Source organism: Pseudomonas sp. NFACC02 (assembly GCF_900110765.1).
Taxonomy (GTDB): domain Bacteria; phylum Pseudomonadota; class Gammaproteobacteria; order Pseudomonadales; family Pseudomonadaceae; genus Aquipseudomonas.
Genome location: NZ_FOEO01000038.1, coordinates 46,133 through 52,795 on the forward strand (window position 1 = coordinate 46,133; position 6,663 = coordinate 52,795).

Annotated in this window: 5 protein-coding genes; 2 read left to right on the forward strand and 3 right to left on the reverse strand. The window is 57.9% G+C overall.

What is annotated here, in order from left to right; translation table 11 throughout:
- Nucleotides 1-8: 8 nt before the first annotated feature.
- The 3 genes from BMY73_RS22495 to BMY73_RS22505 all read right to left on the reverse strand — a co-directional run bounded on the left by BMY73_RS22495 (nucleotide 9) and on the right by BMY73_RS22505 (nucleotide 3,271).
- Nucleotides 9-668 (reverse strand): TetR/AcrR family transcriptional regulator, encoded by a 660-nt coding sequence (locus BMY73_RS22495; RefSeq protein ID WP_062390089.1) that lies wholly within the window; start codon nucleotides 666-668, stop codon nucleotides 9-11.
- Nucleotides 669-752: 84 nt separating this feature from the next.
- A complete protein-coding gene (locus BMY73_RS22500) occupies nucleotides 753-2,138 on the reverse strand; it encodes a uracil-xanthine permease family protein (protein WP_092409877.1) in 1,386 nt (461 codons plus the stop codon).
- Between the two features lie 212 nt (nucleotides 2,139-2,350).
- Nucleotides 2,351-3,271: a LysR family transcriptional regulator gene (locus BMY73_RS22505; RefSeq protein WP_092409871.1), complete on the reverse strand. Its 921-nt coding sequence runs from the start codon at nucleotides 3,269-3,271 to the stop codon at nucleotides 2,351-2,353.
- A gap of 146 nt (nucleotides 3,272-3,417) precedes the next feature.
- On the opposite strand from BMY73_RS22505, the gene BMY73_RS22510 reads away from it, so the two are divergent.
- Both BMY73_RS22510 and BMY73_RS22515 read left to right on the forward strand, forming a co-directional pair.
- Nucleotides 3,418-4,764 (forward strand): omega-aminotransferase AptA, encoded by a 1,347-nt coding sequence (locus BMY73_RS22510; RefSeq protein ID WP_092409873.1) that lies wholly within the window; start codon nucleotides 3,418-3,420, stop codon nucleotides 4,762-4,764.
- A gap of 67 nt (nucleotides 4,765-4,831) precedes the next feature.
- Nucleotides 4,832-6,325 (forward strand): CoA-acylating methylmalonate-semialdehyde dehydrogenase, encoded by a 1,494-nt coding sequence (locus tag BMY73_RS22515; protein WP_092409875.1) that lies wholly within the window; start codon nucleotides 4,832-4,834, stop codon nucleotides 6,323-6,325.
- Nucleotides 6,326-6,663 lie beyond the last annotated feature (338 nt).

Sequence of the window (6,663 nt, forward strand, 5' to 3'; positions counted from 1 at the left end):
TTCGAAGATCAGATCGGTGGCGTGAGCCCGCAACCCTTGAGGATGATGCGGATCAGGTTGTCGCCCGCTTCCTCCATGTCTTGCTTGGTCAGGCGTGTGCGGCCAGTGACCTGACAGATCTGCGTGGCGAAGTCGGCGTAATGCTGGGTACTGCCCCACAGCAGGAAGATGAGATGGACCGGGTCGACCGGGTCCATTTTGCCAGCATCAATCCAGGCCTGAAAGACTGCGGCACGTCCCTGAAACCACTGCCGGTAATCCTGACTGAAGTATTCATTCAAGCATTCACCGCCGCTGATGATCTCCATGGCGAAAATGCGCGACGCCTGGGGCTGCCGACGGGAGAACTCCATTTTTGCGCGGATGTAGTGGGTCAACGCCTGTGCCGGATCGTCTTCCACCTTCAAATGGTTGAACGTGCTGTCCCACAGTTGAATGATGTTGCTCAAGACCGCGATGTACAGGCCGAGCTTGTTGGTGAAGTAATAATGAAGGTTGGCTTTGGGCAGCCCGGCATTCAGCGCGATCGTGTTCATGCTCGTGCCTTTGTATCCGTGACGGGCGAACTCGTCCTCGGCAGCCTTCATGATCGCTTCTTCATTCTTCTGACGAATACGGCTCGCCGGTTTGGTGGCGCTGACGCTGTGAGCAGGGACTTCAAGGGTCATGTGCGGTTCCAGACGGATCATTGGGTGCGACGGGGTGAACAGATAACGCACCCGCGACGATCCGACAAGCGTTGGCAGTGGAAATTAATGCTCAAATGCCTCCATTTCCTCCTTTTTTACGGAGACGGTCTCTTTGCTCTCTGGCAACAACAGGCACATGGCAATCGCCGTCAGGCCGCCACTGGTGATCGCCGAATCAAACACGTTTTGTACCCACTGAGGCAGGTGGTGCAGCAAGGCCGGTTGCGCTGCGATTCCCAGGCCGACGCCAAACGAGGTTGCGATGATCAGCATGCTCCGGCGATCCAGCGTGGAGTGCGCCAGGATCCGAACGCCAGCGGCGGCCACGCTGCCGAACATCACCAGGGTTGCGCCGCCCAGTACCGGTTTTGGAATCTGTTGAAGAACCGCGCCGATGACCGGGAAAAGCCCGAGCAAGAACAGGATTGCGCCGATGTAGAGCCCGACATAGCGACTTGCAACACCCGTGAGCTGGATCACCCCGTTGTTCTGGGCGAATGTGGTGTTGGGGAAAGCGCTGAAGGTTGCGGCGATCATGCAACTCACGCCATCACCCAATACGCCGCCTTTGAGACGAGCAATGTAAGTGGGCCCCTTGATCGGCTCACGTGAGAACATGCAGTTGGCCGTCAGGTCACCGACGGTTTCGATGCTGCTGATCAGATAAATCAGCGCGACGGGCAGGAACGCCGCCCAGTCAAAGTTGAAGCCGAACCGGAAAGGCAGCGGCAGGCTGATCAACGCAACGCCGCCGATGGCCTGAGGCGTCAGTTTTCCGCAGAACCATGCCGCGATGCTGCCGACCGCAAGCCCGATGATGATGGCCGAGAGGCGCACCCACGGCGCGTTCGAACGGTTAAGCAGAATGATGACCAGCAATACGAAACCGCCGAGCGCGAGATTGAGCGGTTCGCCAAAGTCGGGGGCGTTGAAGCCGCCGCCCAGGTCGGTCACGCCGACCTTGATCAGGCTGACGCCGATTAGCGTGATCACGATCCCGGTAACCAAGGGCGTGATGATGCGGCGTAACTGGCCGATGAAACGACTGAGGACAATCTGCACGATGGCGCCGAAGAAACACACGCCGAACACCATCGCCATGACGTCTTCGGGGCTGCCGCCACGCTGCTTGACCATGAAGCCAGCGGACAGGACCGCGCCGAGAAACGCGAAGCTGGTCCCTTGCAGACAAATCATCCCCGCCCCGATGCCGAACGGGCGGCGCGCCTGAATGAACGTGCCGACACCTGAAACCATCAAGGCCATGCTGATCAGGTAAGGCAGGTAAGCGCCCAGCCCGAGCGCCGATCCGATAATCAACGGAGGCGTGATGATGCCGACGAATGCCGCGAGCACGTGCTGAATGGCCGCCAGGGTCGCGGGTGCGGGGCTGGGTCTGTCGTTGAGGCCGTAAATCAGGTCGTTATTATCGGGCGCTTCAGGCTGCATGCTGGACTCTCGGTTTTTGTGTTTGGCCATGCCGGCGTTACGCGTGAGGTCGTCGTCGCGTTTACCGACACTGACTTGCACTGCAAAAACCTGTCCAGTTGATCAAGAGTTTGGCGGCGTTTGTTATCTATCTATCTGAAATAAAAGAGCTAAAAAATTTATAGGTGCAGTTGAGGTCCGGCGGCAATCCATCGCGCCCTTCGATTTTGGCCTCATCGTGTGGCAGCCAGACTTTCCAGAAAACTCTCCAGCACCAAATGGGGGCGACGCCCCTTGCGGGTCACTGTCACCAGGCTCAGATCATAAAATCGGGTTTGCGCCTTCAGGGCACGTAATCTGCCTTGCTGTACCCAGAAGTTCGCGTAATGGTCAGGCAGATAGCCTATGTAGCGTCCGGTAAGAATCAGAAATGCCATGCCTTCTCGATCCGAGGCGCTGGCGGTGCATTTGAGCGCCTGATAATGCGCCTGAATGTCCGTCGGCAGTCGGAAGGTCGGTGCGATCGCCTCCTGGTCCGCGAGACGGTCATCACCCAGTTGCGCGTCATCCACGTAAAACAACGGATGCCCCACGGCGCAGTACAGCAGCGACCGCTCACTGTAGAGCGGCTGGTATTCCAGACCAGACAACGCGCTGGCTTGCGGCACAACGCCAACGTGCAAGCTGCCATCGAGCACGCCTTGCTCCACTTCATTGGGCGCGATCATGCGGATGTTGATGTGCACCTCCGGCCCACGCTCCTTCAGTTGTGACAGCGCGTGGGTGATTCGCATGTGGGGGAGGGTGACCAGGTTATCCGTCAGGCCAATGTTGAGCTCGCCACGCAGGTGTCGGTGAAGGCCGTTCACTTCTGTGCGAAAACTTTCCAGCGCACTTAATAGCTGCAGCGAGGACTGATAGACCTCACGGCCTTCTTCTGTCAGAGAAAACCCCGCTCGGCCACGCTGACACAGGCGCAAGCCCAGACGCTGCTCCAGATCGCTCATCTGTTGGCTGATGGCCGAGCGGCCAATGCCCAGTGTGCTTTCAGCGGCGGAGAACCCGCCTGACTCGACCACGCTTCGAAAGATGCGCAGCAGTCGGATGTCAAAGTCGCTGACTTGCGCCAGCGGGTCGGAGCGGCGATTGCTCATAGTTTAGTCATCGGCCAACTAAAGATCGTAAAAGCAGGATTTTTTAGACTTTATGCTCATGGCAAGTTAGCTGCAACCCGGTCCTGCTTCCTGCGCTGTTCCAGACGTGCGAAGACGGCCACCCACACCTTGTGAGGTTAATTCCGATGAACATGCCCGAATCGTCCGATATGTCTCTGGCCAGTCAGCTCAAGCTTGACGCGCACTGGATGCCGTACACCGCCAACCGCAATTTCCAGCGCGATCCTCGACTGATCGTTGCAGCGCAAGGCAGTTACCTGACAGACGATAAAGGCCGCAAGATTTATGACGGCTTGTCCGGTCTATGGACGTGCGGTGCCGGTCATACCCGCAAGGAGATTCAGGAGGCCGTCGCCAAGCAGCTGGGCACGCTCGATTACTCGCCGGGTTTCCAGTTCGGTCATCCGCTGTCTTTCCAGTTGGCGGAAAAGATTACCGATCTGACGCCAGGTAATCTGAATCACGTCTTCTATACCGACTCGGGCTCTGAATGCGCTGACACTGCTGTCAAAATGGTCCGTGCTTACTGGCGACTCAAAGGTCAGGCGACCAAGACCAAGATGATCGGCCGCGCCCGTGGTTATCACGGCGTCAACATCGCGGGCACCAGTCTGGGGGGCGTCAACGGCAACCGTAAAATGTTCGGCCAGTTGATGGACGTCGACCACCTGCCTCACACTTTGCTTGCCAGCAATGCCTACTCTCGCGGCATGCCCGAGCAGGGCGGCATTGCCTTGGCCGATGAAATGCTCAAGTTGATCGAGCTGCACGACGCCTCGAACATTGCAGCCGTGATCGTCGAGCCGATGGCGGGGTCGGCGGGCGTGATTGTTCCGCCTCAGGGGTACCTCAAGCGTCTGCGCGAAATCTGCGATCAGCACAACATTCTGCTGATCTTCGACGAAGTCATCACCGGGTTTGGCCGCACAGGGTCGATGTTCGGCGCGGACAGCTTCGGCGTGACCCCGGACCTGATGTGCATCGCCAAACAAGTCACCAACGGCGCGATCCCGATGGGTGCGGTGATTGCGAGCAGCGAGATCTACCAGACGTTCATGAATCAGCCGACGCCCGAGTACGCGGTCGAATTCCCTCACGGCTACACCTACTCGGCGCATCCGGTAGCGTGCGCAGCCGGCCTTGCCGCACTGGATATCCTCCAGCGCGAAAACCTGGTGCAACAAGTCGCGGAAACCGCGCCGCACTTCGAAAATTCGCTGCACGGTCTCAAAGGCAGCAAGAATGTCATTGATATTCGCAATTACGGGCTGGCGGGCGCGATTCAGATTGCTGCAAGAGATGGTGACGCTATCGTGCGTCCATTCGAAGCCGCAATGAAATTGTGGAAGGCCGGCTTCTATGTGCGCTTCGGCGGTGACACCTTGCAGTTCGGGCCAACCTTCAACAGCAAGCCACAGGATCTGGATCGCATGTTCGATGCGGTGGGCGAAGCGCTCAATCAGATCGACTGATTCCCTCTCTTTCATCAACAGGTGCAGCCTGGGCTGCGCCTGCGGGCCACTTTTTCGGAGTTAACGCATGAGCACCATTCAACACCTGATTCATGGCGAGTTGGTCAGCGACAACGGTCGTACAGCCGATGTCTTCAACCCGTCCACCGGTCAGGCGATTCACAAGGTTCCATTGGCCAGTCGTGAAACCGTGCAGCAGGCCATCGACTCGGCCAAAGCCGCCTTCCCGGTGTGGCGCAATACGCCGCCTGCCAAACGCGCTCAGGTGATGTTCCGTTTCAAGCAACTGCTGGAGCAGAACGAAGCGCGGATTGCTCAGCTAATCAGTGAAGAACATGGCAAGACACTGGAAGATGCTGCAGGTGAGCTCAAGCGCGGGATCGAGAACGTGGAATACGCCAGTGCCGCCCCGGAAATTCTGAAAGGCGAGTACAGCCGCAATGTCGGTCCTAACATTGATGCATGGTCCGATTTTCAGCCTTTGGGCGTTGTCGCCGGCATCACGCCGTTCAACTTCCCGGCCATGGTTCCACTGTGGATGTACCCACTGGCTATCGCTTGTGGCAACTGCTTCATCCTCAAACCTTCCGAGCGTGATCCGAGCTCTACGTTGTTGATCGCTCAATTGCTGCACGAAGCGGGCTTGCCCAAGGGTGTATTGAACGTGGTCCACGGCGACAAAGCGGCGGTCGATGCGCTGATCGAAGCGCCGGAAGTCAAAGCGCTGAGTTTCGTGGGTTCAACCCCGATTGCCGAATACATCTATAAAGAAGCGACGGCGCGCGGCAAACGCGTTCAGGCGCTGGGCGGCGCGAAGAACCATGCCGTGCTGATGCCGGATGCGGATCTGGACAACGCCGTGAGTGCATTGATGGGAGCTGCCTACGGTTCGTGCGGTGAGCGCTGCATGGCGATTTCTGTGGCGGTTTGCGTCGGCGATCAGGTTGCAGACGCACTGGTTGCCAAACTCGTACCACAGATCAAGGCGCTGAAAATTGGTGCCGGTACGACATGCGGTCTGGATATGGGGCCATTGGTCACCGGTCAGCATCGCGACAAAGTCAGCGGCTATATAGAAGACGGCGTCAGTGCCGGTGCGAAGCTGGTGGTGGACGGTCGTGGCCTTAGCGTTTCTGGACACGAAGACGGCTTCTTCCTGGGTGGCTGCCTGTTCGACCAGGTCACCCCCGAGATGCGTATCTATAAAGAAGAAATCTTCGGCCCGGTGCTGTGCATCGTCCGGGTCAACAGCCTTGAGCAAGCCATGCAACTGATCAACGATCACGAGTACGGCAATGGCACGTGTATCTTCACCCGTGACGGCGAAGCAGCGCGCTTGTTCTGTGATGAGATCGAAGTCGGCATGGTCGGCGTCAACGTTCCGCTGCCGGTCCCTGTGGCTTATCACAGCTTTGGTGGCTGGAAGCGCTCCTTGTTCGGCGATCTCCATGCGTACGGCCCGGATGGTGTGCGCTTTTACACCCGCCGCAAGGCGATTACGCAACGCTGGCCTCAGCGCGCGAGCCATGAAGCTTCGCAGTTTGCTTTCCCAAGCTTGTAGTCGTGTGTGAAAGGGACGGGCCGCGAGGCCCGCCCCTTTGCTTTTGAGGCTGTTTCTGGCCGATATGACAATTTCATCAAAATAGGGGTTGACGCTCCTCTGAATCTCTCTATAATTCGCCCCACTTCCGGCGCAGACGAAACGGAAAACTCCTTGATAATCAACGAGTTGGACGAAGTAAGCAGCGAGGAAGGGCTTCGGTTCAGATGCCTGAATCGACAGCGGTGAAAAAGGCAGTTGACAGCAGGTTGTAACGCTGTAGAATTCGCCTCCCGCTGACGTGAGACGCCAAGTCGAACGAAGCGCAAGTGGTTGAAGTTGCAAAGGAAACTTTGAAA